The 23,118-nt window shown below is 48.0% G+C and carries 21 protein-coding genes; all 21 read left to right on the top strand.

Annotated features, from left to right (window positions below; genetic code table 11):
* Positions 1–201: 201 nt before the first annotated feature.
* The 21 genes from JNUCC31_RS08645 (at position 202) to cntE (ending at position 22,933) form a co-directional block, all read left to right on the top strand.
* Positions 202–1,842: an ABC transporter substrate-binding protein gene (locus JNUCC31_RS08645; RefSeq protein ID WP_192270495.1), complete on the top strand. Its 1,641-nt coding sequence runs from the start codon at positions 202–204 to the stop codon at positions 1,840–1,842.
* 42 nt (positions 1,843–1,884) lie between these two features.
* Positions 1,885–2,817, top strand: a complete 933-nt coding sequence (locus tag JNUCC31_RS08640; RefSeq protein ID WP_192270493.1) for an ABC transporter permease — start codon at positions 1,885–1,887, stop codon at positions 2,815–2,817.
* 55 nt (positions 2,818–2,872) lie between these two features.
* Positions 2,873–3,790 carry an ABC transporter permease gene (locus tag JNUCC31_RS08635; protein WP_192270491.1) on the top strand — a complete coding sequence of 306 codons (918 nt, stop codon included), beginning with the start codon at positions 2,873–2,875 and terminating at the stop codon, positions 3,788–3,790.
* Positions 3,791–3,814: 24 nt separating this feature from the next.
* On the top strand, positions 3,815–4,363 hold the full coding sequence (gene ssuE / locus JNUCC31_RS08630) for an NADPH-dependent FMN reductase (protein WP_192272879.1): 549 nt from the start codon (positions 3,815–3,817) through the stop codon (positions 4,361–4,363).
* Between the two features lie 117 nt (positions 4,364–4,480).
* On the top strand, positions 4,481–5,353 hold the full coding sequence (locus JNUCC31_RS08625; protein ID WP_192270489.1) for a LysR family transcriptional regulator: 873 nt from the start codon (positions 4,481–4,483) through the stop codon (positions 5,351–5,353).
* Positions 5,354–5,422: 69 nt separating this feature from the next.
* Positions 5,423–6,484, top strand: coding sequence for an LLM class flavin-dependent oxidoreductase (locus tag JNUCC31_RS08620; protein WP_192270487.1), 1,062 nt, complete (start codon positions 5,423–5,425; stop codon positions 6,482–6,484).
* A 30-nt stretch (positions 6,485–6,514) separates the two neighbouring features.
* Positions 6,515–7,738: an amidohydrolase gene (locus JNUCC31_RS08615; protein ID WP_416234387.1), complete on the top strand. Its 1,224-nt coding sequence runs from the start codon at positions 6,515–6,517 to the stop codon at positions 7,736–7,738.
* Positions 7,739–8,211: 473 nt separating this feature from the next.
* Positions 8,212–9,819, top strand: coding sequence for a nickel ABC transporter substrate-binding protein (nikA, locus tag JNUCC31_RS08610; protein WP_192270483.1), 1,608 nt, complete (start codon positions 8,212–8,214; stop codon positions 9,817–9,819).
* Positions 9,820–9,837: 18 nt separating this feature from the next.
* Entirely contained in the window at positions 9,838–10,767 is a 930-nt protein-coding gene (gene opp1B / locus JNUCC31_RS08605; RefSeq protein ID WP_192270481.1) for a nickel/cobalt ABC transporter permease, read from the top strand.
* 1 nt (position 10,768) lies between these two features.
* Positions 10,769–11,653 carry a nickel/cobalt ABC transporter permease gene (gene opp1C / locus JNUCC31_RS08600; RefSeq protein WP_192270479.1) on the top strand — a complete coding sequence of 295 codons (885 nt, stop codon included), beginning with the start codon at positions 10,769–10,771 and terminating at the stop codon, positions 11,651–11,653.
* A complete protein-coding gene (locus tag JNUCC31_RS08595) occupies positions 11,616–12,428 on the top strand; it encodes an ABC transporter ATP-binding protein (protein WP_192270477.1) in 813 nt (270 codons plus the stop codon). Before opp1C ends, JNUCC31_RS08595 begins: the two co-directional genes overlap by 38 nt.
* Positions 12,428–13,189: an ABC transporter ATP-binding protein gene (locus JNUCC31_RS08590; RefSeq protein ID WP_192270475.1), complete on the top strand. Its 762-nt coding sequence runs from the start codon at positions 12,428–12,430 to the stop codon at positions 13,187–13,189. Before JNUCC31_RS08595 ends, JNUCC31_RS08590 begins: the two co-directional genes overlap by 1 nt.
* Before the next feature lie 432 nt (positions 13,190–13,621).
* Complete coding sequence (locus JNUCC31_RS08585; protein ID WP_192270473.1) at positions 13,622–14,458, top strand: histidine racemase CntK family protein; 837 nt, start codon at positions 13,622–13,624, stop codon at positions 14,456–14,458.
* A 27-nt stretch (positions 14,459–14,485) separates the two neighbouring features.
* Complete coding sequence (locus tag JNUCC31_RS08580) at positions 14,486–15,280, top strand: nicotianamine synthase family protein (RefSeq protein ID WP_192270471.1); 795 nt, start codon at positions 14,486–14,488, stop codon at positions 15,278–15,280.
* A gap of 31 nt (positions 15,281–15,311) precedes the next feature.
* On the top strand, positions 15,312–16,613 hold the full coding sequence (locus JNUCC31_RS08575) for an opine metallophore biosynthesis dehydrogenase (RefSeq protein ID WP_192270469.1): 1,302 nt from the start codon (positions 15,312–15,314) through the stop codon (positions 16,611–16,613).
* 115 nt (positions 16,614–16,728) lie between these two features.
* Positions 16,729–18,351, top strand: a complete 1,623-nt coding sequence (gene cntA / locus JNUCC31_RS08570; RefSeq protein ID WP_416234386.1) for a staphylopine-dependent metal ABC transporter substrate-binding lipoprotein — start codon at positions 16,729–16,731, stop codon at positions 18,349–18,351.
* 13 nt (positions 18,352–18,364) lie between these two features.
* Positions 18,365–19,297 (top strand): nickel/cobalt ABC transporter permease, encoded by a 933-nt coding sequence (gene opp1B, locus JNUCC31_RS08565; RefSeq protein WP_192270467.1) that lies wholly within the window; start codon positions 18,365–18,367, stop codon positions 19,295–19,297.
* The gene (cntC, locus tag JNUCC31_RS08560; protein WP_192270465.1) at positions 19,297–20,184 is read left to right on the top strand and encodes a staphylopine uptake ABC transporter permease subunit CntC; all 888 of its coding nucleotides are present in this window, start codon (positions 19,297–19,299) and stop codon (positions 20,182–20,184) included. The genes opp1B (JNUCC31_RS08565) and cntC overlap by 1 nt, the downstream gene beginning before the upstream one ends.
* Complete coding sequence (gene cntD, locus JNUCC31_RS08555) at positions 20,165–21,010, top strand: staphylopine uptake ABC transporter ATP-binding protein CntD (protein WP_192270463.1); 846 nt, start codon at positions 20,165–20,167, stop codon at positions 21,008–21,010. Before cntC ends, cntD begins: the two co-directional genes overlap by 20 nt.
* Positions 20,976–21,740 carry an ABC transporter ATP-binding protein gene (locus tag JNUCC31_RS08550; RefSeq protein WP_192270462.1) on the top strand — a complete coding sequence of 255 codons (765 nt, stop codon included), beginning with the start codon at positions 20,976–20,978 and terminating at the stop codon, positions 21,738–21,740. Before cntD ends, JNUCC31_RS08550 begins: the two co-directional genes overlap by 35 nt.
* On the top strand, positions 21,737–22,933 hold the full coding sequence (cntE, locus tag JNUCC31_RS08545; RefSeq protein WP_192270460.1) for a staphylopine family metallophore export MFS transporter CntE: 1,197 nt from the start codon (positions 21,737–21,739) through the stop codon (positions 22,931–22,933). The genes JNUCC31_RS08550 and cntE overlap by 4 nt, the downstream gene beginning before the upstream one ends.
* Positions 22,934–23,118 lie beyond the last annotated feature (185 nt).

Genomic DNA, 23,118 nt, shown 5'->3' with positions numbered 1-23,118 from the left:
GGCATCCGGATGAAATAGGCGCCAAGCAATCAGTATACCGCACGAAAGGAAGTGCACGTGATCGGATTGCATTTACTGAAGTGGCTGAATGATGCTTCAAAACCAAGTTAACGGATAGGTTATATAATGAATAAATTAATAATTCGATAAAATGAATTAATCAATGACACCTGTATACACAGACACAGAGGGGGAAGCGATATGAACAGGTCTATCTCATGGATGAAATATATGGCATTGGCGGCAGGATTGGTGCTGGTATTATCCGGTTGCGGAGCGGCAGGTAACTCGAGCAGTGCAGTTCAGGCTTCCGGTGGGGAGCAGACGGGGCAAGCAGAAGGTGGGAATTTAACCTATGCACTCGCCACATCACCGGATACGCTGGACCCGCATCGAAGTGGTCTTGCCGTCACCGTACGTGCGATCCGGACGATCTATGACAATCTGGTGGTACAGCTGCCGGATGGTTCCATTAAACCTTGGCTCGCCAAGGAGTGGAGTGTATCGGCAGATGGCAAAAGCTATACGTTCAAGCTGCGTGAAGATGTGAAGTTCCATGATGGGACACCATTTAACGCGGAAGCCGTGAAGTTCAATCTGGATCGGGTGATCGATCCGGCCACCAAAGCCGCTAATTCCCTTGCCCTGATCAGACCTTATACCTCCTCAGATGTCATTGATGAATACACCATAAAGGTGAATCTGGAACAGCCTTCGCAAGCCTTTCTCGGCAACTTGAGTCAGGCCCTGCTAGGGATCGTGTCTCCTGCAGCCGCCAAGAAATACGGTGATCAGTTGGGTAAAAATCCGGTGGGCACTGGCCCGTATACCTTCGTGAAATGGGATGAAAATGCGGATATCGTTGTCGCCAAAAACAAGGATTACAACTGGGCTCCGGAAACGGTTGAAAATAAAGGTGCCCCTCATATCGATACGATTACGTTCAAAATTGTACCGGAAGAAGCAACGCGCATCGGCAGTGTACAGAGTAAGCAGGTACTTGCGGCAGAAACCGTTCCACCGCAAAATATTGCTGCACTGAAGAGTGATCCAAACCAGCAATTGCTGCAGGCCAATACGGTCGGATTGCCGTATACCCTCTTTTTCAATCTGCGCAAAGCGCCTTGGGATGATGTGAAAGTCAGACAGGCGGTTCAATCTGCTGTAGATGTGGAATCCATCGTTAAGACATTGTATCTGGGTAACTACGAACGAGCGTGGTCTGCACTGTCTCCAGGAATCCTCGGTTATGATGCCTCCCTGGAAGGAAGTATCCATCCGGATATCAACAAGGCCAATCAGCTGCTTGATGAGCAGGGCTGGGTCAAGGGAGCAGATGGCATCCGTGAAAAAGATGGTCAGAAGCTGACCTTGCGTTATGTGGACGGTTCGCCGAACCGGGAGAAGCGCAATGACATTGCTGCGATTATCCAGCAGCAGCTCAAACAGGTGGGCATAGCGGTTGAAGTTGAAATTACGAAGGACATTGCTACGGTCATCTATCAGAACTGGGATTATGATCTCTATGGCAACAGCCAGGTCAACTCCGATCCAAATGCACTTTTCGCTTTCTATCATACGAGTGCAGAGGGTGAACGTCCGACATTATCAGGTCTGTCCGATCCGAAGATCGATAAACTGCTGGAGCAAGGAGCGGTGGAGACTGATCCGGATAAACGCGTGGATATCTATAATCACATTCAGCAATATTTGATCGAGCAGGCTGTAATTCTACCGATCTATGTGTTCCCTTATACGGTGGCTGCATCCAAATCGGTGGAGGGTATCAAGTTTGATTCACTCGGGTATCCGTTGTTCAATGATGTTCGGATTCAGCCATAAAACGTACCGTCAATGATGCAGACAGGAAGGAGACGACCCGGTATGGTTCAAACGATACTGACAAGACTTGCTACATCGCTTCTGGTTATTTTCGGAGCTTCGGTGTTGGTGTACTGCATCATGTATCTGCTGCCGGGTGATCCGGTCCTGCTCATGCTGGACCCGTCATCGGCAACACCCGAGATGATTCAGAACCTGCGGGTTCAGCTTGGTCTGGATCAGCCGTTTTACATTCAGTTTGCCCACTATTTCGGAGACATGTTGCGTGGGGATTTCGGCAAATCCATGATCAATTCCGACCCGGTACTGCCCAAGATACTGGAACATTTCCCGGCCACACTGGCACTCACCGCGCTCAGCTCGATCATAGCGATAACCATCGGCATTACGCTCGGCGTACTGTCTGCCATTCATCGTAATGGCGTGATTGATTTCATCGCCCGGCTCGTTGGATTGTTTGGCATCTCCATGCCGACCTTCTGGACCGGCATTCTGTTGATTTTGTTATTCTCGGTACAGCTTGGCTGGTTCCCGGCGATGGGTTCCGATGGGTTCAGTTCATTGGTACTTCCAGCTGCAACACTGGGGATCGTCGGTGCGGGTTTCATCGTTCGTATGGTGCGTAACAGCATGCTGGAAGTGGTGAATGAACCCTTTATCGTGGCATTGCGAGCCAAGGGGCTTACAGAGCGAACGATTATGTACGTTCATGCATTGCGAAATGCGCTGATTCCTGCGGTGACGGTGATTGGCATGTTGATCGGTGATCTGCTCGCAGGAACCGTTGTGGTGGAGACCGTCTTCTCTAGACAGGGGATCGGCAGAATCATCGCGGATGCGTTGATGGCCAAAGACCTGCCTGTCGTGCAGGGAGTTGTCTTTTTTACAGCGATTATCTATGTCGTGTTGAATTTACTGGTGGATATCTCTTATGCGTACATTGATCCCCGAGTTAGGCGTGCAGTCCGAACGTGATGACGGATGGAACAGTCTTAAACATCTGAACGCGGAGTAAGGAAGGAGGAGTCTTATGAGCATGAAACCATTGGTGGGTGACAAAAAAGGCTGGATCGGCAGAACAGGGCGTTTACGCCTCTGGAGTCGCCGTCCTCTGCGTCACCGCGTCTCATTCGCGGTTTCCCGTTTATTCTTTTATGCAGCGTTGCTGATCGTGGTGTTTACCGTCACTTGTGCAGTCGTGCCGGGCTGGATTGCTCCTTATGACCCTACTCAGATGATGACGGATGCCATCCTGCAGGCTCCCTCTGCTGTGCACCTGTTTGGGACCGATTATTTTGGCAGGGATATGTTCAGTGTAGTTGTGCATGGCAGCAGGGATTCACTGCTGATTGGATTTGCCTCGGTGCTCGTAGGTGGACTTGTGGGCAGTGCCCTTGGCATTATTGCAGGCTATGCAGGAGGTATTTTGGACACTATCACCATGCGCGCCGTCGATATTCTGATGGCTGTTCCAGGCGTGTTACTGGCATTGTCCGTCGCGGCAGCGTTGGGGCCAGGACTGCTTAACATTGCACTGGCTGTTGCGGTATCCTCCATTCCGGGGTATGCACGGGTGATGCGTGGGCAGGTGATGTCCGTTAAAGGTTTGCCTTTTATTACAGCTACACGTTCGCTTGGGGGCTCCAATGCCCGTATTTTCTGGAAACATGTACTGCCTCATTCGTTGTCACCGTTGCTGGTGATGGCGACGCTCGGCGTGGGTAGCTCCATTCTGACAGGCTCCGGGCTCAGCTTTCTCGGACTTGGCGTGTTGAAGGAAATTCCGGACTGGGGAGCGCTGCTCTCGCAAGGAAGAGGTTATCTGACGGTGGCCTGGTGGATCTGTACCTTCCCGGGACTCGCAATTACCATGTTTGTACTGGCGGTTAATCTGATTGGAGACGATATTCGCGATCGGCTTGACCCCAAAGTAAAAGGAGCGGCTTGACCGCTATTCCAAGGAGGAATCATGATGTCACATGTCGTTATTATTGCCGGAGCGCCTTCCAAACGTTCGCGTCTGACAGGCCTTACCGATTACAGCAGCAATAAATTAAAAGAGGCAGGCATTACCGTTGAGGTGATTCATGTGGCTGACCTGCCAGCGGAAGATCTGGTGCAAGCCCGATTCGATAGCTCAATCATTCGGGATGCACTCGCTGTCGTTGAAGCTGCGGACGCCGTCATTGTGGCGACTCCGGTATACAAAGCATCGTACTCAGGTGTGCTGAAGCTGTTCCTGGATCTGATTCCACAAGAAGGACTGCGGGGCAAACTGTCTCTTCCACTCGTCATCGGAGGCTCGATCGCCCATCTGCTCGCCATCGATTATGCATTGAAGCCTGTTCTGGCAGCACTTGGCGGCAGACATATTCTCGGCGGGGTATATGCGGTTGATCAGGGAATTGATCGACTCGATGACGGGAAATACGTAATTTCGGCGGATATCACTGCACGATTGGATCGTTCTCTGGAAGAATTGATATTGACGCTGGAAAAGAATGGGTTTACGATATCATAAAACCAAGTAAATTCATTGGATAAATAGATATAGAAATCAAGGTTGTTCTGTCATCAGAGTAGCAAGTATAAATATTCTTTGTTCAATGTGTATATAAACTGGATTCGGGGGGCGCTTATGAATATTGAGAACATTGAAGCATTTGTATACATCAATCATTACGGAAGCTTCAATAAGGCTGCCGAGGTACTCTTTTTGTCCCAACCTTCTGTCACCGCTCGTATTCAGTCCCTTGAACGTGAACTCGGATGCAAATTGTTTGACCGTCTTGGCAAACAGATTGTGCTCACGGAAGAAGGAAGAAAATTCCTTCCCTACGCCCAGCAAGTGCTGCAAGTGATTCAGAAGGGCAGACAGAAGATCCAGCAACGCCGTACGACGCCCGATGCACTGCGACTCGGCAGTACGGTATCCGTATCCAATTATGTCATTCCGGACTTTCTGCCCAAAATCAAGGAAGCTTATCCCGAAGTCAGCATGAAGCTGACGACAGCAACGACAGATCAATTGGTCGCCAAGCTGCTGAATCAGGAGATCGATCTGGCGTTTGTACGCAAGGTCATGCACCCGGCGATTCGTACGGTTGCCTTTTATGAAGATCCCATTCAGCTTTACGTTTACAAAGGACACCCGTTTATCGAACGCGGGCATGTCAGTATGGAAGCCATCCGGAATGAGCGGCTTGTCTTTTTCGAATGTGGTTCACTGGACTGGCTGCGCATTCATCGGGCCTTTGACTCGCTGGAACATCCACCGGATATTACATATCATGTCGATCATTCGGAAACGGCGAAGAAACTGGTTATGCAGGGGGCAGGCATCGCATTTCTGCCTGGATTAACAGTACAGAAGGAAGTACGGGAGCAGGAGCTGTTCCCCATTCAGGTGCACGAGGTTGCAGGTGTATCGTTGCAGATCAGCGTCGTTACGTTAAAAGAGGAACACTCGCCTTTTGCAGAGCCTTTCGGGGAACTGCTGCGGCAGCTATAGAGCATCCATTAAGGAAGCAGGAAGGATTTTAATAAGTCAGGTTCGGCATGATCGAAGGAGGAGAATAGGATGGGTATTCGTGTTGGCATATTGGATCAAACCCCGATCTACGAAGGGGAGTCGCCGATTGATGCGTTTCGGCATACGATTGAATTGGTACAGCGAGCTGAACAGCTTGGATTTCATCGGTTCTGGGTATCGGAACATCATGATTCAGGCCATGTTGCCGGCTCCTCACCCGAAGTGCTCATTTCCCACTTGCTGGCGCATACGGAGCGGATACGTCTCGGTTCTGGCGGGGTGATGCTCCAACATTATAGTCCTTACAAAGTGGCCGAGAACTTCAATGTGCTCTCTGCGCTTGGCCCGGGAAGAATCGATCTGGGTATTGGACGTGCGCCGGGGGGATTGCCCCGTTCCACACAGGCACTACAGCAAGGAATTCAGGAGGCCGCTTCACTGAAGGATAAAATCAATCAGGTGAAGCAGTTCATTCATAATGAACCACATGAAGATGAAACACATCCTTTGGCCGGTTTGAGCGCTGCACCGGTATCCGAGATCCCCGCCGAGCTATACGTGCTTGGGGCAAGTATCGACAGTGCAGGCATGGCGGCAGAATTGGGGTTGCCTTATGTATTTTCGTTGTTTATTAATAGCAATACGGAGGTGGCTCTGGAGGCTCTGCGTATTTACCGGGAACAATTCGACCGTTCACATGGGCGGGAGCCGTATGCCATCCTCGCCCTGTCGTTAATTGTGGCGGAGAGTACGGAAGAAGCCGAAGGGCTGGCAAGTGAACATATGCTGGTCAAGATCCATCTGGAGAATGGCAAGATATTGACGGTTGGTTCCGTGGAGCAGGCGGAAGAATTCGGACGGCAGTCGAACGAGAAGTATCGGATCGAGATTCTGGAGCCAAGTGTGACGAGAGGTACGAAGGAAACGGTCGGTCCAGCTCTGGCGAAGTTCCAGCAGGATTTTGCTGTGGATGAACTGATGGTCACCACAGCCACACGTGATTTTACCAAGCGCATTCGTTCATTTGAATTGCTGCGTGAGGCTCTGAATGAGCAGGGACTGGGTGAATTCACGAATGATTCAACACCTGCACAAGCGGTAATCAGTTAGGAATATACGATGATAAAAGGAGGTTATGTCGTGAGCAGTGATCTGAAACAGCCTGAGCAGGCAGACCAAGAAGAACAGAGCCGCAAGCTTGAACTTGACGTTGGGCAGGATGAGGAATTCGCAGAACACTTAACGGCGATTCGGCGACATTTGCATCGTAACCCCGAGCTATCCGGTGAGGAACGGGAAACGACAGAGGCCATCCGAGGCTGGCTGGTGGAGGAAGGGGTACGGATTGCAGATGAATATTCACTGCGAACGGGCCTTATTGCTGAAATTGGGCAGGGTGATGGCCCGGTAGTGGCATTGCGCGCAGATATTGATGCGCTGCCGATCCAGGAAGAGACGAAGCTGGAGTATGCCTCTCAAGTCGCTGGCCGAATGCATGCCTGCGGCCATGATGCACACACCGCCATTCTGATCGGTGCTGCACGATTATTGAAACAGCGTGAGTCCCATCTTCAGGGCAAAGTTCGTTTGATATTCCAGCCATCGGAGGAGAAAGCGACGGGGGCCCGGCAGGTGATTCAGAGCGGAGCGCTATCCGAAGTTCAGGCTGTTTTTGGTTTGCATAACAAACCGGATTTGCAGGTCGGTACGGTAGGTATCCGTGAAGGAGCGCTGCTCGCAGCGGCAGATGGTTTTGTGGTCAAAGTGGAAGGTATAGGGACGCATGCGGCGGTGCCGGAAGCAGGTATTGACCCGATTGTGGTCGCTTCCCATATCGTGACTGCATTACAGGCCATCGTGAGTCGTAATGTCGGAGCACAGGAGAGCGCCGTGATCAGTGTGACCAAAATTAACAGCGGCACTGCCTGGAACGTCATTCCCGAAGAAGCCATCTTGGATGGCACCGTGCGTACCTTTGACGAGAAGGTGCGTGCCCGGATTCGCGAGCGGTTCAACCAGGTGGTTGCTGGTGTTGCAGCAGCCTACGGGACACGGGCTACCGTGCGCTGGATTCAGGGCCCCCCTGCCGTGGTCAATGATGCGTCATTGGCTGCTGCGGCGGAGCAGGTCGCGAGCGAGATTGGGCTGAACAGTATCCGACCGATACCTTCCCCGGCGGGCGAGGATTTTTCCTTTTATCAAAAGGAGGTTCCGGGTCTGTTCCTCTTTCTCGGAACGTCAGGACCGCATGAATGGCATCATCCTGCATTCGATGTGGACGAACGTGCGCTGCCGCTTGGCGCACACCTTCTGGCTGCGCTGGCTGAACAGGCATTGCAAAAGTTACAGTCAGATGGCAGATAACCGATAACAGCGTTCGGAAGGTTGTTCTGTCATCGGAGTGGCAGTGTAAATATTTTTAGTGTTAACTTATATACTACAATCGCGAAATGGACGCAAAAAACGGTGACCTCAATCAGGTGGCCGTTTTTTTGCTATTTCCATTTTTAATTTTGTTATTGTGGTTCTCCACATTGTATGCTACGATTCTAATCGTAATAATTACTATTATAAATCGTAATCATTACATTTATACAAGATAATACTGAAATCACTTTATAAGAAGAACTGAACAATTACACAAGAACGAAGAGAGCGGGATCAATCAGAAGAAGCGAAGCGTTCGCCTTTATCACCGGATTTTTCCCTTTGGAGAAGGGAATCAAAAAAAATCTGGGGATAACAGCGATCAGAAGATGATTCTGCACTCGGAGTGGCCAAGTGTAATGTTTAATGGTTTCAACTTATCTACTTTATGAGGGAAAAGGAAGGGAATCATGCATACATCACGCAAGGTTTACACACTGGCTTTATTGATTTCGATTCTGCTTGTATTATCGGCATGCACCGGGACAGAAGCAGGAAACGCAGAGCAAACCTCCAAAGCATCCAACGCCGAGTTGGTCTTTGCCAGCACGAAGGATATCAGAGATATTAATCCTCATCTATACGCGGGAGAGATGCCGGCACAGAATATGGTATTCGAATCTCTTATAATCAATACGCCAGAAGGCATTAAGCCTGCACTCGCGGAGAAATGGGATATATCAGAAGATGGCACAACGTATACCTTCTATTTACATAAAGATGTTCAATTTTCGGATGGAGAGGCATTTAATGCCGAAGCCGTGAAGCTGAATATCGATGCAGTACTGGAGAATGTCGAGAAGAACTCATGGCTGAATCTGGTCGCTGAGATCAAGGAGACGAAGGTGATTGATGACTCCACGTTCCAGATTGTGTTGAAAGACCCGTATTACCCGACACTGGAGGAATTGGGGTTAACACGTCCGTTTCGCTTCATCTCACCGAAAAGCTTTGTTGACGGTACAACTGCGAATGGAGTTAGCAGCTATGCCGGAACAGGGCCATACATTTTAACAGAGCACAAGCAGGACCAGTACGCGACATTTACGGTCAATGAAAATTACTGGGGAGACAAACCGCAGATCCAAACGATTAAGTGGAAAGTCATGCCTGACCATCAAACGATTCTGCTTGCCCTGGAAAAGGGAGAAGTAGACCTGTTATTCGGTTCGGACGGTGACATGGTAGATAATGAATCGTTCAAAGTGTTGACGGATCAGGGGAAATACAGCACGGTCATCAGTCATCCGGTTGGCTCACGCGCGATCGTTCTTAATACGAACCGTTCAGCAACTCGCGAGCCCCAAGTGCGTGAAGCACTGATGTATGCCATTCATAAACAAATCATCGCGGATGGCATTCTAAACGGGACGGAACAAGTGGCGGATACGCTGCTCTCTACCTCGGTTCCATACGCTGATGTGGGCCTTGAGGGGGTTCAATATGACATGAATAAAGCTAGTGATCTGCTTACGGCGGCTGGCTGGATTGCAGGCTCGGATGGCTATCGTTACAAAGACGGGAACAAGCTTGAACTAACAATCTATTACAACTCCGATAACGCGCAGGAGCGAACCATTAGTGAATCCATGCAAAATGATCTGAAGCAGGTTGGCATCGCTTTAAACATTGTTGGAGAAGAAAAGCAGGCCTATCTGGATCGTCAGAAAACGGGTGAATTCGATCTGATGTATTCCCTTTCCTGGGGATTGCCATATGATCCGCAAACGTATGTCTCTTCATGGAGGGTGCCCTCCCACGCCGATTATCAAGCCCAATTGGGGCTGGAGAAAAAAGAGTGGCTGGATCATATGATCACGGACCTGATGGTTGAGCAGAATGAGGAACAGCGCGAGCAAATGTACAAAGAGATTTTAACGTATATTCATCAAGAAAATGTATATATTCCATTGACCTATTCCGTTACCAAAGCCGTTCATATTAAGGCGCTGCAGGGTGTCGGCTTTAACGTTTCGCAATACGAAATTCCGTTTGAGAAGATGTACTTCGAAGAGTAATCAGAGAGGAGGATCACCTTGGGCAGGTACGTCATAAAACGAATATTAGCCATTATTCCCGTGCTGATCGGTATTTCATTTCTAGCATTTATTCTGATTCATTTGCGTACCAGTGACCCGGCTGAAGTGGCCTTGCGCGTGAATCAGGTTACACCAACGCCGGAGATGGTCGATGCCATGAGGGAAACACTGGGATTGGACAAGCCGTTTCTAACCCGTTACGTGGAATGGATTGGTAACAGCATTCAGGGCGATTTCGGTATTAGTTATGTCAATCAACAATCGGTTGGAGAACAGATAGCACGAGCACTTCCAGCTACCTTAAAACTGTCAGCGGTCGCCCTCATTATCATCCTGACGATAAGTATTCTGATCGGTGTGCTCAGCGCGATATATGAAAATAGGTTAGTGGATCGTTTGATGCGTGCATTGGTCTTTATTGGCACAGCCATGCCGAGCTTCTGGATTGGCATTCTGCTGATGTGGTTATTTGCCGTCAAGCTGAATTGGTTCCCCACGAGTGGCATGGAACAGGCAAGTTCAGTCATCCTGCCGGCAGTCACGCTGTCCCTGGTATTCATCTCTACCTACGTCAGGCTGATTCGCAACAATATGGTGCAAAACAAAACCGAAAACTACGTGTTGTACGCTCGTGTCAGAGGATTGAAGGAACGGACGATTATCTGGAAAGTGTTCCGTAACTCCCTTCAATTATCGATTACGGCGCTGGGCATGTCGATCCCGAAGTTAATCGCGGGTACGGTCATTGTGGAAAATATTTATGCATGGCCAGGCATTGGGCGTTTGTGCGTCACCGCGATTTTCAATTCGGATTTTCCAATTATCCAAGCCTATATTCTGATTATGGGTGTCATGTTTGTCGTCTGTAATCTACTCGTGGATCTTCTGAATTCAGCTCTGGATCCCCGGATCAGAAGGGAGGGGTAACATGATGTTCTGGAAACGCCTGGTGTCCGATAAAATGGCAGTGTTATGCATGATTACGATCACACTTGTGGTCGTCGCTGGCGTGGGAGCACCCTGGTTCGCACCGCATAATCCCACGAGTTTAGACATTATGAACAAATATGCAGGGATCAGTCTTGAATATCCACTGGGTACCGATCAACTCGGCCGCTGCAACCTGTCGCGTCTACTCTACGGTATTCGTACAACGATTCTGTTTGCTGTGATTACAACCACGATTACGATAGGGGTCGGAACCCTGCTGGGTATCATTTCGGGTTATTTTCGTGGCAAGGTGGATGAGGTCATTATGCGAATCTGTGATATGATGCTCTCCTTTCCAGCCGAAGTCATGATTTTGGCGATTGTCAGTATTCTCGGTCCAGGCCTGCTAAATGTCGTCGTTGCTAATATTATCGCCAAATGGGCATGGTACACCCGGATGATTCGTACAACGGTCATTCAATATACAGACAAGAACTATATTCGTTTTGCCAAAGTTTCGGGATGCGGGACGGGCCATATCATGAGAAAACATGTGCTGCCGGGTGTCTCTGGCGAGGTTGCTGTCTTTGCGACATTGGATACGGGCTGGGTCATCCTGAATATATCGGCGTTGTCCTTCCTTGGTTTGGGTGTACAGGCCCCCACGCCGGAGTGGGGCATGATGCTGAATGATGCAAAAAATGTAATGATCACACATCCAACGCAAATGCTTGCGCCTGGATTGGCGATTTTGCTGGTCGTGGCAGCTTTCAACTTTTTGGGAGACAGCCTGCATGCGGCAATGAATCCGAAAAGTTATACGCAAAAGAAGGGAGGCCGGTTGAATGTCTTTGTTAGAAGTAAAAAATCTGTCCATCACTGACAGCAGGACCGGTCTGTCCATCGTGCAAAATCTAAGCTTTGCATTGCAACCCAATACCTGCCTGGGCATCGTGGGCGAGAGTGGCAGCGGCAAGTCCTTATCCACGAAAGCCATTCTGGGATTGGCCTCGCCCTGGCTTGAAATTAGTGGAACAGCCCTTTATCAGGGAAAAGATCTATTACAGCAAACCGGGGAAGAGCTTCGAAAGATCCGGGGTCAGCGTATTTGCATGATTTTACAGGATGCAATGACGGCGTTTAACCCGCTCGAACCGATTGGGAAACAAATGATGGAGACCTTTCGAGAGAACCTTCGAATCCCCAAAAAAGAAGCCAGACAACTGGCGGCGGATGCCTTGCATCGTGTTCATATTCTTCAGCCTGAGCAGGTGCTGCAAAAGTATCCGCATCAACTATCAGGGGGCATGCTGCAAAGGGTTATGATCTCCATTGCCATGATGCTGGAACCTGACATTATTATCGCAGATGAGCCGACGACCGCACTGGACTCCATTAACCAGCGTGCGATAGTCGAGCAATTCAAGCAACTTCGTGAAACGATGGGCATGTCCATCATCTTCATATCTCATGATTTGGGTGTTGTGCAATATTTGGCAGATGATCTCATCGTCATGCGGGATGGGGAATGCGTCGAACAAGGCAAGGCGAATGACGTATTTTCGAATCCCCAGCATGAATTTACACAGTTTCTGATTGAGACTCGAATCAAGCTGTCCGAGCCTTTTCAGGCTTCTATGGAAGCAGGTGTGCAGTAATGCTGGTCGAAGTGAATCATCTGTCCAAAAGCTACGCCAAATCGGGTGGTTTCTTTCGGAAAGAGAAAACGGAAATTTTGAAAGACATCCATTTCGACATCCGTGAAGGTGAATGCCTGGGTCTGATTGGTGAGAGTGGAAGTGGGAAAAGCACGCTAAGCCGCCTGGTTCTAGGACTGGAGAAACCTTCACAAGGTGAAGTGCGGATTGAGGGGATGGTTGTTTCCCAATGGATGAAGAAGAATAAAGGGAAAATAAGCGTTGTTTTTCAGGATTATACGTCTTCGGTCAATGGCAAATTCATCGTGCGTGATATCATAGCTGAACCATTGGTTGCACTGGGTGATATTGTGGATCTGGATGACCGGGTCAATGACCTGCTGGCGAAGGTGGGGCTTCCTCATGCGGTGATGCACAAGTATGCTCATGAACTGAGTGGGGGACAACTACAACGGGTATGCATTGCACGTGCCATCTCAACCCGTCCGAAATTTCTGGTGTTGGACGAAGCACTCAGTTCTTTGGATGTCTCCGTCCAGGCGCAAATTCTGGAGTTGCTGCGCACGTTGCAGCATGAACTGAACATGACCTATCTCTTTGTTGCACATGATCTTCAGGCTGTGGCGAATCTGTGTGACCGGGTACTTTTTCTCTATCGAGGAACGATCGTGGAGGAGCTTGAACGGAATCGTCTCTCGGATGCGAAGAATGATTATGCAAAAGCATTGCTGGCGTCCGTTATGCCTTTTAAAAGTTGCTGATGTACTTCCAATTGCATACGATTGGCAAATTAGGGTTGACGCAAATGCGTCAGCTCTGTTCCTGTTTGAACATAAAATAACAGCCATAACACTCTTTTTTTTATGGAAATATTTGTTGACGCTCTCAAGCGGGTTGTGCTATATTTTTCTCGACCATTAATCGTAATCATTACTATTAACATTGTTTTATATAAATTAACTAAACATTTACATATGAACGTAGAGGACAGAAATAACCTGAAGAAGCGGCGCGTTCGCCTTTATCCCCGGATTTTCTCCTTTGCAAAAAGGGAATCCAAAAAAATCTGGGGATAACAGCGATCGGAAGGTTGTTCTGTCATCGGAGTGGCAAGTGTAAATATTCTTTAGTTCAATTTATACAGCAAAGTGACTCAACATCATTTCATATCAAGAATAGGAGTAGCAGCTGCGATGAAACAGGAGATTGATTTTATCAAGTTTAATCCCACTCAAAATATGACGGTCCTGGTGAAAACGGATCATCCAGCTGAGACATATCCACACATCGCTGCCCAAATTATGTCCTATGACAACGTATACGCCGAACAGGTGGGGTTCATTGGGGGAGCGATAAAACAGGAGGCGGCTGCCCATTTGGAAATGGCCGGTGGAGAGTTCTGTGGAAATGCCTGTATGGCCTTGGCTGCGTATATCGCGTCCGAAAACGAGTTGGATTCAACTGATTTTACAGAAATCGTTCTGGAGGTTTCCGGGACAGATCAATTAATCAGGTGTCAGGTGAAGAAGCAGCAACAGAATGAATATTTCTGTCAGGTCACGATGCCAGTTCCTCAGCAGATCGAGCAGCGGACCATCAAGTATGAGGGAATGAACATGGATATGGTGATTGTGCGGTATCGGGAGTTCATCCATATCGTCATCGAAGTGGAGGCGTTTGATGAAGCAATGAGAAAGAGGGCACAAGCCCTGGCGCGATTACTGGGCTTAACTTTGGGGGATAAGCTGATTGGCATTTTATTATACAAACCTCAATCGGATGAACTGGCACCGCTTATCTTTGTCCCGCAGCTGGATAGTCTGATCTGGGAAAGGGGGTGCGGTTCGGGTACAGCCTCTGTGGGAGCCTATCTGGCTTGGAGCAGGCAAAGGAAGATCGTTCGGCATATCAAGCAGCCTGGTGGTGCGATTAAAGTAATGGCGGAGTGGAATGGGGCAGAGGTTGAAGGAATTACGATCGAAGGATCTGTTGGAATCGTGGCCCAGGGCAAAGCCTTTATAGATGCATGACCATGACGAGTTACAGGAGGAAAAGGAATGGAGACTTTGATTGATTTTCAAACATGCTTGAGTGAATTTTCCGGGAAATTCGATGAGTTGGCAGGCAGATATGATCATACGGTACAGCATAGCTCAGAACTGGAGACTTTAATCAATGACTATTCCTCGTTTATTACGGACAAGGAGAACGAACGAATCTGGGAACAGCTTGATCATCAGGAATCAGGCAGCATGCATCAGCTTGTCCTTGATCTAAGAGACAAATCTGCCCAATGTGTGGCGATCATGGAGAAATACAGGGCCTTGAAGCTGCGTGACGGAGAAGTAGAAATCGCGGATTATTTCAGAAACATCGAAGAATGTATTGAAAAAGAGTTTGGCAGCTTTCATGTCACTTCGGAATCCAAAGTGCTACTGGTCGGCTCCGGGTCATTTCCGATGACGCCTTTGTTTATCGCCAAGCGAACAGGGGCAAAGGTCGTTGGGATCGATATTGACGAAGAAGCCATTACACTCGGGCGACAGGTTGTGGAGACGCTGGGTGCGGGCTTGAACATTCATTTACAGCAAACATTGGTGCAGGACCTAGCTTTTACGAAAGAAGCCACGCATATCATTTTCAGTTCCACGGTTGCTAATAAATATGATCTGCTGGACCAATTGCATGCATTGACGAATGAGCATGTAGTGGTGGCCATGAGATACGGTAACCAGTTAAAATCGTTGTTCAACTATCCGATGAGAGAGACGGACACCCGCAAGTGGAACATGGTCGACAATATCCTTCGTCCAGATGATGTGTTTGATATTGCACTATACCAAAAAGCATAGCTCGCTTGAGCTTGTGAAGAGGGAGGATTATATGAGCGGATTTCAGAAAATCTTGTTACTTGGTACAGGTCCTGTATCCATTCAATTGGCAGTAATGCTCAAAAAACAACTTCATTGCCGCGTGGGCGTAGTGGGAAGGGAATCGGTGCGTTCAGAATCTTTTTTTGAGGCCATTCGGCAAAGTGACGGATTCATTGGAGCAAGTATTCAAAATGAAAAGCATCGGCCGTTGGCGGGTGAATGCTTCATCGACCAGGTGTTTAAGGGATATGAGACCATTGAAGGGGAATGGGATACGCTTATTTTCGCTGTAACAACCGATGCTTACATCGACGTATTGAAACAAATGAATGAACACTTCATCAAACAAGTGAAATGCATCATTTTGGTCTCTCCAACCTTTGGCTCCAACATGCTGGTAAGCCAATATGTGAGACAGCTACATGCAGATACGGAAGTTGTCAGCTTCTCTACCTATTTGGGGGACACCCGATGGATGCTCGATCAACCGTCCAACCATGTCCTTACAACAGGAGTCAAGAAAAAGGTCTATATTGGCTCCACTTCAACTCCTTCGGAACATGTAGACAGACTGTGCAGGATGTCCGAGCAACTGGGCATTGCACTGGAAGTTATGCCTTCTCCAATTGAGGCGGAAACGAGAAATATTTCTTTATATGTTCACCCGCCTTTGTTCATGAATGACTTTTCATTGGATGCGATCTTCGGAGTGTCAGACATTCGGAAATATGTATACAAAATCTATCCCGAAGGTCCGGTAACCCAATATTTAGTTCGGGATATGCGGACACAGTGGAACGAAATTATGACGATTACGGATCGGCTCCGTATCAAGGGTGTCAATCTGCTGCAATTCATGACGGATGACAATTATCCGGTGCGATTGGAGAGTTTATCACGCCAGGATATCGAAAATTTTAATCAGTTGCAGGACCTTCATCAAGAGTATTTATTATACATACGATACACCTCGCTATTGATTGATCCCTTTTCGGAACCGAATCCGGAGGGTAAGTATTTTGACTTTTCGGCTGTTCCCTTCAGGAAGATGTTCATCAATCAGGATGGATATTTGGACATTCCCAGAATGCCGAAGGAGGATTATTACCGCATCAAAATCATTCAGGGCATTGCGAGGCATTTGGAGGTTCATTGTCCAACCATCGATATGTTTATTGCCAATTATGAGGCGAAGCTTCAAGAAGTCGCTCGTGCTCACCCGGATCAGAATCTATCGGCTGCCTTTGTCATTCAATCCTTCAATGAGGACATCCGAATGATCTGCACAGGGCTGGCGAACAGCAAGGTTTAATTATATCTCAATCTAGGGGATAACAGCGATCGGAAGGTTGTTCTGACCGCGCAGTGGTCTGGTGTAAAGTCTTTGGTTCTACTTGTATAATCTTTCATCATCAGGAGGAGATGTTGTGAAAAAAGGTAGTGCTTTTCGTTTTTTATTATTGCTAGTGTCCATGATTACCGTCATTGCCGGATGCAGCCAAAAAGAGGATGCCAACACCCAAACCGAGTCAGCGAATAGCGAGGTCAAAACTGAACTCATTTATGCATCCGCCAAGGATATTAATGATATGAATCCCCATCTGTACACAGGTTCCATGCCCGCACAAGGGATGGTTTACGAATCTTTGGTTGAGAACACAGTCGATGGAATCAAGCCATTACTTGCGGAATCATGGGATATTGCTGAGGACGGGAAAACGTATACGTTCCATTTGCGACAGGATGTGAAATTCCATGATGGTGAGCCATTTAACGCCGAGGCGGTCAAACAAAATATCGATGCGGTTCAGGCCAATGCCGAAAAACATGCCTGGATCAAGTTGTCCACCAAAATCGTAAGTACAAAAGTCATGGATGAATACACATTTGAACTGGTGCTTTCCGATCCTTATTATCCAGCGCTGGTGGAGCTGTCCATGACCAGACCGTATGTATTTATATCACCCAAGGATTTTACGAATGGTGGCACAAAGGACGGGGTTAGCGGCTATCACGGCACAGGGCCCTACAAGCTTATCGGACATAAAATCGACGAGAATGCGACATTTGAAGCCAATGAAGAATACTGGGGCGGCGCACCTGAGATCCAAAAAATTACGTCCAAGGTTCTGCCAGCAGGAGAAACGACATTACTCGCATTACAGAAGGGCGAAATCAACTTTGTGTTCACCGATGATCGGGGGGCGGACAGCATTGATGTTGAAGCCATGAATCAATTGGCTGATTCGGGTGATTATCAAGTGGTTCGAAGTGAAGCGATGAATACAAATATGATCGTTGCCAATAGCAGCAGAGTGGATAACCCTGTCCACGAAACGGCTGTTCGCGAAGCCATCTGGCATGCGATTGATCGGGAAACGATCAGCAATGATATTTTTAATGGAACCCAAACCGTAGCGGACACCTTATTCTCATCAAACGTCAATTATGCTGATGTCGAGTTAAAGAAGCGGGAGTATAGCCCGGAGACGGCAAAAGAGCTTTTGGAAAAAGCGGGCTGGACCCTATCAACCGCGGAAGCAGTGAGGACAAAGAATGGTCAGCAACTAGCCATGACCTTGTACTATGATAGCAATTCGTCTTCGCAAAAAACACAGGCGGAATGGATTCAGCATGCCTTAAAAGGATTGGGCATTCAATTGGAGATTGTCGGAGAGGAATCCACTTCCATCGCGAACAGAAGGGCAACCGGGGAATATGATCTGTTATTCAACCAAACCTGGGGACTGGCGTACGATCCACAGAGTACCATCTCTGCGTTCACTTCGGATTCCGCCTATAAACATACAACAAGCGGCATAGCCCAGGCGGATGAACTATATAAGAAAATTGATGAAGTCATGGTGTCCACAGATGGGGCTTCCCGCCAATCCCTGTACGCCGACATTATGAAAATCGTGCATGATGAAGCTGTGTTTATTCCGATTACCAATGGACGGGTTACTGTCGTGGCTCCCCAAAATCTGGACGGAATCTCATTCAAACAGACTCAATATGAACTGCCATTTGAGCAATTGAATTTTAAATAGAGCGGGGATGGATATGGGAAGTTATATAGTCAAACGGATATTGCTCGCCATACCCTTGCTGTTCGTCATTTCATTGATAACGTTTGTACTCATTAATCTTTCGCCCCTGGACCCCGCTGTAGTTGTGTTACAGGCACAGGAGGTTCCTCAGATTACGGACGAATTAATCGCCCAAACGAATGAAGCTTTAGGATTTGATAAACCCTTCGTCGTCCAGTATGTGAATTGGTTGATCGCCTGTATGCAGTTTGATTTTGGCAGCTCATATGTATCTGGTGAACCGGTGTGGTCCCTGGTAGGTCCGGCTTTCCTGAACACATTAAAGTTAACGCTGGTATCATCAGTGTTCATTATTGGATTCTCCATCTTGTTGGGTGTGACCTGTGCCATGAGAGAAGGGAAAGCCGTAGATAAATCAGTCAGGGGCATCTCGTTTATCCTTACCGCGATGCCATCCTACTGGCTCGCAGCCATCCTGATCTGGACTTTTTCCGTCAAGCTGGACTTGTTGCCTACGAGCGGAATGGACTCATTGAAGAGCTATATTCTGCCAGTGATTGTGATCACGGTAAGTTATACAGGTATTTATTTCAGAACGGTTCGGAGTTCGATGTTAAGCAACATGAATGAGGATTACGTGCTCTACGGAAGGGCAAGCGGCTTAAGTGAGCGGAAGGTGACCCTGCATATTTTGCGAAATTCGCTGCAAGTGGCGGTATCCATATTTTGCATGGCGATCCCTATCGTGCTTGGCAGTACCGTCGTGATTGAAAATGTGTTTGCGTGGCCGGGACTTGGGAGGTTGAGTGTGAGGTCAATCCTCAGCCGGGATTTCCCGATTATTCAGGCGTATGTTCTTATTTTGGCCGTAACCTTTGTGCTGTTTAATACGATTTCTGACGTGATCAATGCGGCGATGAATCCCAGGTTAAGAAAGGATCTCTAATGCGATTATTACGAAATTTGAGCAAAGACAAGCTTGCGATGGTATCGCTCGCTTTCATTGTGATCATTATTGCTGCGGGCATATTTGCCCCTTGGTGTGCACCCCATGACCCGGAGGAAGTGAATATGAAGCTTCGATATGCTTCCTCCTCCTGGACCTATTGGCTAGGAAATGATCATTTGGGCAGATGTGTGTTATCCAGACTCATTTATGGCATTCGTCCCAGTGTACTATGGGTGTTGGCTGCCCTGATGATGTCTGTTCTGGTCGGAGCTGTCGTCGGATTTATTGCGGGTTATTTCAAGGGGAAGACAGATGCCTGGATCATGAGAATATGTGATGTGATGCTGTCTTTCCCGGGTTACGTCATGACACTGGCGGTGGTCGGTATTTTAGGTGCGGGACTTGAACATATTCTGATTGCGTTCGTGGTTATGAAATGGGCGTGGTTTGCCCGCGTTATTCGGACATCCGTGATGCAGTTCTCCGAGATGGAGTATGTGAAGTTCGCCAAAGCCTCTGGCATTGGCAGCCTTAGCATTATCACCAAGCATATTGTTCCGGTTACCTTTGCCGATATAGCAGTGATAGCGAGTGGCTCCATGTGTTCGATGATGCTGCAGATCTCGGGGCTTTCCTTTCTGGGTTTGGGAATCCAGGCTCCTCATGCCGAATGGGGGATGATGCTGAATGAGGCAAGGCAAGTCATGTTCTCCAGACCGGAGTTAATGTTGGCACCTGGAATAGCCATTGTCATTGTCGTGTCAGCTTTTAATTTCCTATCGGATGCACTTCAGGTCGCTTTGGACCCCCAATTAATGACTTCCCAAGGCAAGCTTCGTAAAAAAGAGGTGGGAGAGGCCGTTTATGAATATAGTAGTGGTTAAACATTTGAAGGTCTGGGATGCCAATACGGACAAGGTCATTATTCATAACAGTTCATTTCAGGTCAAACAAGGAAGCTGTCTGGCCATAGTCGGGGAAAGCGGAAGTGGCAAGTCCGTCACCTGCAGGTCCATTATGCGTTTGAATAAACCCTGGATTCGTCAATCTGGAACGATTCTCTTCCAAGGCGAGGACGTAAACCAGCTTTCCGAACAAGAAATGAGACGAAGAAGAGGCAAAAACGTATGCATGATTCTGCAAAATGGCATGAGCGCTTTTGACCCTTCTTCAGTAATAGGCGTGCATATTCGAGAGACGCTCCAGACGCATTTTGACTGGAATAAAAGAGACAGCGAACGGAAGATCATTAGCGCTATGGAAAGCGTCATGTTAAAGCATCCGCAGGAAATCCTGAATCAATATCCACATCAGCTATCGGGTGGCATGCTGCAGCGAATCATGATTGCATTGGTACTCGTGTTGGAGCCGGATCTGATCATTGCGGATGAACCGACAACGGCGCTGGATACGATCTCTCAATATGAAGTGGTGGAACAATTGATTCAACTGCGCGAACGAATGGGTTGTTCCATGCTGTTTATATCCCATGACCTCGGTGTGGTACAAAAAATTGCAGATGAAGTGATGGTCATGAAAGACGGCGCCATTGTCGAAAGTGGGCATATTCAGTCTGTTTTTACGAAGCCGGAGCATGCCTATACTCAATATTTGGTTTCCACCCGGTTGGAGCTGAGCAACCATTTCAGGAAATTGATGCAGGGAGGGGATGCAGATGCTCAAGGTGGATGGGATCGAAAAGTCCTATAAACAAGGCGGATTGTTCTCCAAACAAAAGCAGCAGGTATTGAAAAACGTGGCATTTGAATGCCAGCATGGCGAATGTCTCGGCATCATCGGCGAAAGTGGGAGTGGCAAGTCTACACTGGGACGTTTGATTCTGGGCATCGAGAAGCCTGATCGCGGGCGTATTTTATTTGAGGGGAAAAACGTGAATGATCGCCGCGTGAGAATGGGCAGCATCAGTGCCGTATTTCAAAATTATACGTCCTCCATTAATCCATTTCTCACGGTGGAGGAAGCCATTATGGAGCCTTTGAAGGCTCATAAAAAAATGGAAGCGGATATGCAAAGCAAGGTGGATACGTTGTTGCATCAAGTGGGATTAGACTCATCCTACAGGCTCAAATATCCGCATGAACTATCGGGTGGAGAGGCCCAGAGAGTATGTATTGCGAGAGCCATATCGACTGAACCCCGATGCATTGTATTCGATGAAGCCATCAGTTCTCTGGACGTGTCTGTGCAGATTCAGGTGCTGCGATTGCTAAAAGAATTAAAGCAATTTTATCAGATGAGCTATGTGTTCATTACGCATGATATTCAGGCGGCAGCTTATATTTGTGACAGGGTTATTATTTTCAGGGACGGTCAGATTGAGGAATTGGTGCCTATTGAGCAGCTGAAGCATGTTCAGTCCGATTATGCGAGGAGATTATTAACCTATTTAATTACGTTTCAGGGGGAGGATCAGGGATGAGTGGAGCGATGTCATGGCCGTTTCTGCGTTTGTACATCCTGGTTCTTCTGTATTTTAGTGCAAATGCAATTCTTAATGTCATTATTCCTTTACAGGGTGAATCCCTGGGGGCGAGCAGTACAACCATCGGGCTGATTATGGGCGCCTATATGTTCACAACCATGTTTTTCAGACCATGGGCAGGTCACATCATTCAAAAGCGCGGACCGATCAAAGTCCTTCGTTTTATTCTGATTATCAATGGATTTGCCCTGATTTTATACACGTTTACAGGGCTTGGAGGCTATCTGCTCGCTCGTATTTTACAGGGGGTATCAACCGCTTTCTTTTCCATGGCGCTGCAGATTGGCATTATTGATGCCCTGCCGGAGAAAGACCGTTCCCAGGGCATTTCCTATTACTCGTTGTTCAGTTATATTCCCGGCATTGTGGGACCTGTCCTGGCGCTAGGGATTTGGCAGACAGGCGGGATGGATTATTTTACGGTCGTGCTGATCGGTATTGCCGTCTGCACAGGCGTATTCGGATATACCGCCAAAATGGACAAGAGCGAGGAGCAGCCTTCTGCTGGTAATCCAGCCGAGCAGAACGTTAGCATGCTTCAAGCCTTTCGTCAGTTGGTGCAAAATCCATTTTTGTTTAGATGCAGTATATTGATGCTAAGTGCTTCTGTTGTGTTCGGTGCAATCACGACCTTTATTCCACTCTACGCCAGTCAATTGCCAAGTGGCAATGCGGGTGTCTATCTGATGCTTCAAGCGGGAACTGTTGTGCTCGCACGGATCATGTTACGTAAAAAAATCCCTTCCGATGGCAGGTGGCATGCACCTTTTATCATGGGAACAATGTTCCTGCTGGCAGTTGCTGCACAATGTGTCAGCTGGGCGGTCACAGGAGGGGCCGTCCTTCTATACGTGGGGGCAATCTTGATGGGCATTGCTCAATCCATCCTCTATCCAACGTTAACCACCTACCTGTCATTTGTATTGCCACAGCTGAATCGAAATGTATTGATCGGTTTATTTATTGCGACAGCAGATCTGGGTGTATCTCTGGGCGGTGTGTTGATGGGACCGATCGCTGATCTGTCCTCCTATTCATTTATGTACATGATTTGTGCTATCCTGGGGGCGGTAATGATTGCTTTTGCTTATGAACGAAGAAAACCAGTCACAGATATGTCTGTGGATTAACTCTATACAAATTGAACTAAAGAATGTTTACACTTGCCACTCCGATGACAGAACAACCTTCCGATCGCTGTTATCCCCAGATTTTTTTGATTCCTATTTTCAAAGGGGAAAATCCGGGATAAAGGCGAAGCGTATGCTTCCGATGCAGCTTTCTTTCAGAAAGCTTTTAGCTCCGCTTCTTCAGG

This window comes from Paenibacillus sp. JNUCC-31 (assembly GCF_014844075.1).
GTDB lineage: Bacteria > Bacillota > Bacilli > Paenibacillales > Paenibacillaceae > Paenibacillus.
Note: the sequence above shows the minus strand (reverse complement) of the source record. Positions and strands in the feature narration are given on the sequence as shown.

What these genes read in the sequence shown, in the direction of transcription:
- JNUCC31_RS08645 (WP_192270495.1), top strand. Translation starts at nt 202, where the DNA reads ATGAACAGGTCTATCTCATGGATGAAATATATGGCATTGGCGGCAGGA.
- JNUCC31_RS08640 (WP_192270493.1), top strand. Translation starts at nt 1,885, where the DNA reads ATGGTTCAAACGATACTGACAAGACTTGCTACATCGCTTCTGGTTATT.
- JNUCC31_RS08635 (WP_192270491.1), top strand. Translation starts at nt 2,873, where the DNA reads ATGAGCATGAAACCATTGGTGGGTGACAAAAAAGGCTGGATCGGCAGA.
- ssuE (WP_192272879.1), top strand. Translation starts at nt 3,815, where the DNA reads ATGTCACATGTCGTTATTATTGCCGGAGCGCCTTCCAAACGTTCGCGT.
- JNUCC31_RS08625 (WP_192270489.1), top strand. Translation starts at nt 4,481, where the DNA reads ATGAATATTGAGAACATTGAAGCATTTGTATACATCAATCATTACGGA.
- JNUCC31_RS08620 (WP_192270487.1), top strand. Translation starts at nt 5,423, where the DNA reads ATGGGTATTCGTGTTGGCATATTGGATCAAACCCCGATCTACGAAGGG.
- nikA (WP_192270483.1), top strand. Translation starts at nt 8,212, where the DNA reads ATGCATACATCACGCAAGGTTTACACACTGGCTTTATTGATTTCGATT.
- opp1C (WP_192270479.1), top strand. Translation starts at nt 10,769, where the DNA reads ATGATGTTCTGGAAACGCCTGGTGTCCGATAAAATGGCAGTGTTATGC.
- JNUCC31_RS08595 (WP_192270477.1), top strand. Translation starts at nt 11,616, where the DNA reads ATGTCTTTGTTAGAAGTAAAAAATCTGTCCATCACTGACAGCAGGACC.
- JNUCC31_RS08590 (WP_192270475.1), top strand. Translation starts at nt 12,428, where the DNA reads ATGCTGGTCGAAGTGAATCATCTGTCCAAAAGCTACGCCAAATCGGGT.
- JNUCC31_RS08585 (WP_192270473.1), top strand. Translation starts at nt 13,622, where the DNA reads ATGAAACAGGAGATTGATTTTATCAAGTTTAATCCCACTCAAAATATG.
- JNUCC31_RS08580 (WP_192270471.1), top strand. Translation starts at nt 14,486, where the DNA reads ATGGAGACTTTGATTGATTTTCAAACATGCTTGAGTGAATTTTCCGGG.
- JNUCC31_RS08575 (WP_192270469.1), top strand. Translation starts at nt 15,312, where the DNA reads ATGAGCGGATTTCAGAAAATCTTGTTACTTGGTACAGGTCCTGTATCC.
- opp1B (WP_192270467.1), top strand. Translation starts at nt 18,365, where the DNA reads ATGGGAAGTTATATAGTCAAACGGATATTGCTCGCCATACCCTTGCTG.
- cntC (WP_192270465.1), top strand. Translation starts at nt 19,297, where the DNA reads ATGCGATTATTACGAAATTTGAGCAAAGACAAGCTTGCGATGGTATCG.
- cntD (WP_192270463.1), top strand. Translation starts at nt 20,165, where the DNA reads ATGAATATAGTAGTGGTTAAACATTTGAAGGTCTGGGATGCCAATACG.
- JNUCC31_RS08550 (WP_192270462.1), top strand. Translation starts at nt 20,976, where the DNA reads ATGCTCAAGGTGGATGGGATCGAAAAGTCCTATAAACAAGGCGGATTG.
- cntE (WP_192270460.1), top strand. Translation starts at nt 21,737, where the DNA reads ATGAGTGGAGCGATGTCATGGCCGTTTCTGCGTTTGTACATCCTGGTT.